Source organism: Microcoleus sp. A2-C3, assembly GCF_036706065.1.
Classification (GTDB): domain Bacteria; phylum Cyanobacteriota; class Cyanobacteriia; order Cyanobacteriales; family Microcoleaceae; genus Microcoleus.
This window is the reverse complement of sequence record NZ_JAUBVX010000105.1, coordinates 1-4,081: the sequence shown is the minus strand read 5'-3', so window position 1 is coordinate 4,081 and position 4,081 is coordinate 1. Positions and strand designations below refer to the sequence as shown.

The window sequence follows — 4,081 nt, the reverse complement described above, 5'->3', positions numbered from 1 at the left end:
TTTTTGAGTAACAGCTTGCCTGCTCTTCAAAGCCAGCTACTTTTAGCTGCGACTATTTTTTAGTCTAAACTACAGGAATTAAAAACTGGCGATTTTATGTCGGATAACTGCGATCGCGCGCGCTTTCCCCTCCACTATTCCAGAATCCCAGGCCAGACACCTGTAAGGTCGATCGCACAAAACGCCGCCTATAATCAAAACTAGCCCCCCATTCTCATCAATTGAGCAACCGCCATGAGTCAAGACAAGCAAAAAATCAGCTATTCAGAAAAAACAGAACGCCTCAAGGTTATAGCTCAGTTTATCAAAACCGTGACACCGATGATTTGGACGATCGTCATTCTAGTAGTCATTATTCCCCTACTAGGCAACTTTCTCATATCCCAGTCCCTAACAAATACTGCAACCACAGCAGTTGTAGTCTCGCCACCCCACGACTTCAGCAAAGTCAACCAAGACATTAAAAACGCCATCCAAACAGCCAATATAACCTCCGAGGCTTTCGCATCAAAAGAATTGGACAAATGGGAAACCGAAGTAGTAGCACGATTAGACAACAGCTTTCTCGATTGGTACTTCGATTACTTCAATCAAAAAAAGATGGAGTTTACAGTACCTTTCAACTTCGTCAAATCAGCCGTACTCAACCGATTTGACATGACAGCAGCATCTCATGCTGTTTCCGAAAAATTAACCGAAGACTTCCAAAGAGAATTTGCCAACCGCGTTTTGCTGCCCAAAAACGCTCAACTCAGATTCCAATTAATAACTCAAGATACGGCTAATTTGTACATATCCGAAGTGAGCAAAAATGTAAAAGTAGTTCAAAACAATTATAACATACCTCAAGTACAATGGGACAAATATCTAAACGATATTGCCACCACAATTAGCGACAAAGGAAACGTCTCAAACTTATCATTAAAAGCATTAGTTGGCGGCAGCGGTTACTTAATTGCTAAACCTTTAATATTAGGAGTAGCAGCCAAAGTCGGCAGCAAAGTTACAGCAAAAGTAGCCAGCAAAGCCGCCGCCAAATTAGCCACAAAAACAGGCGGCACAGTTGCTAGTCAGTTAGGAGTAGGTTTAATCGATCCGATTGTCGGCATCGGCATTATCATCTGGGATTTGTGGGATTACAATCACACAGTCAAAGTGGAAAGACCGATTTTGCGGGAACACATTGTAGAATACTTAAAAGATGTCAAAAAGTCACTGCTCACAAATCCTGAAACCGGAATCATGGCAGCAATTTATCAGTTAGAAAGCGGGATATTGAAGTCACTTTAATCTTTATAGCACTTGAAAAATAATTGTTATGACATACTCAGTCCTCGATGCAGAACCTCTGTTGCGCGTTCTGGCCTAGCGTCAAAGGAAACCAGTCCTTGCTGCTCTCGATCGGCGTAGACTTCTATATTCTCAACTCTAGGCGTTGCTGAATTAAGGTCAGTCCTGGACGAAATTGTCACACTTTAATCGGATTGTAGAGTGCCTCATTGTTGGATTTAGTACGAAAAACTAGGGTTTTCTCCGACGGGACACCCTACTAATTAGACCTCTTGCAAAAGTCCTTTTAATCAAATTTTGGAACGGGCAAGATGCCCATTCCACAAGAAATTTTTTTTTGTGGGATGGGCCGAAGAGCTCGTCCTAGCTATTTTTGTAAGAGGTCTATTGTGCTACTTTCTCAACACTTCGGACAATTTTTGATTGCCAAGCGTAAAATAAGGATTTCAGCGCGATTCGGCAAGTTCGCTGCTTTCGGGAAAATCAAGGGTTTTAAGCTACGACATAAAAACTGTGCGGACTATTGTTTATATAAAAACTACCGGAATTTACGCATCTATCCCCCCAACACCCTTTTTAAGCAGGGTTAGGGGCGATCGGGATTTGAGGCATTTCGTGCGTAAGTCCTGAACTACGTTATATGGCAGAGGTTCCTTGAACCGTCACTAGCCAGCTAGCGTGCGGTTTAAAGAATGCAGCGCAGGGAACCTGTTTTTTCCTAAACCGTAACTGGGGATAGGGGGGTTCGCCCCAGGTTCAAAGTACGGCACTAAGTAACTTACAATAAATCAGTTGACTAGGTAAACAAAATTACACCAATCCTGCCGATCGCCCAAAAGCAGACAAGTGGGTTCTTTTCCCTTCGGCCCTCTGCTAGGAGCCTTCTACCTTCTATTATACTTACCAGGGTGCAACAATCAAAAATATTACCTGATACAGTGAGTGGCATATGACTTTTGAAGAAGCCCTGGAATTCGTAGAAACTGCCTTGGAGTCCAAGAGGGGTAAACCGTTAAGTTTGCTAGAGAAGGAAATTTTAAAAGCTTGTTGGGAAAACGCAACCTACGGTGCAGTTGCTGACAGCTTGTACCTGAGCGTAGGATATATCAAAGATTTAGCTTCTCTCCTGTGGCAGCGCCTTTCAGACGCAATGGGGGAAAAAGTTACTAAGAATAACTTCCTGCCTCTGCTAGAAAAGCAAAGCGGCGCAACTGCGATGGTTGGCACAAAAGGTAAAGAAGCGGCTATCGCCCCCGCTGACACAGGAGAAAGTGATGTTAATCCAAGCGAAACTCCCAAAGGCAATATCTTAATTGTTGACGACATGATTGAAAACCTGCAATTTTTAACAAAAGTATTGAACAAACAGGGTTATAAAGTTCGCAGCGTCACTAACGGTAAGATGGCATTAAGAACAATTCATAATCACCCTCCCGATGTCATTTTACTCGATATTAAAATGCCAGAAATGAATGGCTATGAAGTCTGCGAAGCTCTCAAAGCCAATGAAGCTACCTCAGAACTTCCGGTGATTTTTTTAAGTGCGTTAGATGAAGTTTTAGATAAAGTAAAAGCCTTTCAAGCAGGCGGAGTTGATTATATCACCAAACCATTTCAACCAGAATAACTCATCGCTCGGATTCAAACTCAACTAACTATCCAACAACAAAAACACCAGTTAAGGAAGCAAATCGAAGCACATCAACAAACCGCAGAAATTCTCTACCAATCTCGCACTTTACTTGCAACTTTATTAAATAGTTCCAAAGATGGAATTGCCGCCATGCAAGCGGTGAGAGATACGCTCACCCAAGAAATTCACGATTTTCGCTGTTTGGTGGTTAATCCCGTCTTTGCCAAGTTATTTGGTCAAAAGCGAGAAAACCTCATGGGTACAACCATCCTGAAAAAAATGTTCAATCAACTTACTCCCACACTGTTTGATTCACTTGTACAGATAGTTGAGACAGGAGAAGCGATCGAACAAGAATTTTATTGGGAAAAAGATGACGATCAAATATTGTATTATTTGAATGCCGTAAAATTTGGAGATGGTTGTTCGATTACTATCCGCGATATCACAATGTTTAAACTACTTGAATTTAAGGTAAAGATGGAAGCACATTTAGAATAATCTCATCAACCAGGATTTTCGGAGTAACTGGGTTTCTGTAATCATTGCTCCACCAATGGTTCGGTCAAATCCAGAATATTTTCAAACTGAAACGTTTTAACCCAATCCCTAAGAGTCTGAAGTTCCAGCACGTAGGATGAGGGAATTTTATCCAACAATCTAGATACTAATTTCGAGTCCGCTTCAAGAGCGGCTTCATGCAATTTTATAATCCATTCCCTTGACATTGCTGCTAGCAAAATTGTGAAATTCACAGGTTCTCCACCCGGATTCTCTGGACGATAATTTAACTCGGACGACTCATAAACATAACTGACTCCCAGATGTTTAGCCATGATCTCAAAAATAGTCTTTTCTTGGAAGGGTTTTCGCACAAAGTCATCGCAACCGATGGATAAAATCCTCGTCTTTTCTTCTTCCAAAGCGCTAGCAGTAATGGCAATCACAGCAGTAGCTTGACCTTTAGTGGTAGCTTTAATCCGTTGAGTTGCTTCATAACCGTCCATAATCGGCATTCGCATATCCATCCAGATCAGATGCGGTGAATAGGAATTCCAAATTTCAATCGCATCTTGACCGTTATAGCAATCCTAAATCATTTTCTACACTTATTATGATATAATTATATGCAATAATTAATTGTGACGATAAAAATGA

The 4,081-nt window shown here is 41.4% G+C and carries 3 protein-coding genes and 1 pseudogene; 3 read left to right on the top strand and 1 reads right to left on the bottom strand.

Going from position 1 to position 4,081, the window contains the following annotated elements; all coding sequences use genetic code 11:
* Window positions 1–234: 234 nt before the first annotated feature.
* The 3 genes from QUB66_RS29365 (at window position 235) to QUB66_RS29355 (ending at window position 3,424) form a co-directional block, all read left to right on the top strand.
* Window positions 235–1,290 carry a hypothetical protein gene (locus tag QUB66_RS29365; protein WP_332970767.1) on the top strand — a complete coding sequence of 352 codons (1,056 nt, stop codon included), beginning with the start codon at window positions 235–237 and terminating at the stop codon, window positions 1,288–1,290.
* 949 nt (window positions 1,291–2,239) lie between these two features.
* Entirely contained in the window at window positions 2,240–2,917 is a 678-nt protein-coding gene (locus QUB66_RS29360; RefSeq protein WP_332970766.1) for a response regulator, read from the top strand.
* Window positions 2,918–3,073: 156 nt separating this feature from the next.
* Window positions 3,074–3,424, top strand: coding sequence for a PAS domain-containing protein (locus QUB66_RS29355; RefSeq protein ID WP_332970765.1), 351 nt, complete (start codon window positions 3,074–3,076; stop codon window positions 3,422–3,424).
* A gap of 41 nt (window positions 3,425–3,465) precedes the next feature.
* Here the strand turns inward: QUB66_RS29355 and QUB66_RS29350 are convergent.
* Window positions 3,466–3,999, bottom strand: a pseudogene (locus QUB66_RS29350) (response regulator); the annotation flags it as partial.
* Between the last annotated feature and the right edge of the window lie 82 nt (window positions 4,000–4,081).

Coding starts and splice junctions, on each gene's coding strand:
- QUB66_RS29360 (WP_332970766.1), top strand. CDS start 2,240: ATGACTTTTGAAGAAGCCCTGGAATTCGTAGAAACTGCCTTGGAGTCC.
- QUB66_RS29365 (WP_332970767.1), top strand. CDS start 235: ATGAGTCAAGACAAGCAAAAAATCAGCTATTCAGAAAAAACAGAACGC.
- QUB66_RS29355 (WP_332970765.1), top strand. CDS start 3,074: ATGCAAGCGGTGAGAGATACGCTCACCCAAGAAATTCACGATTTTCGC.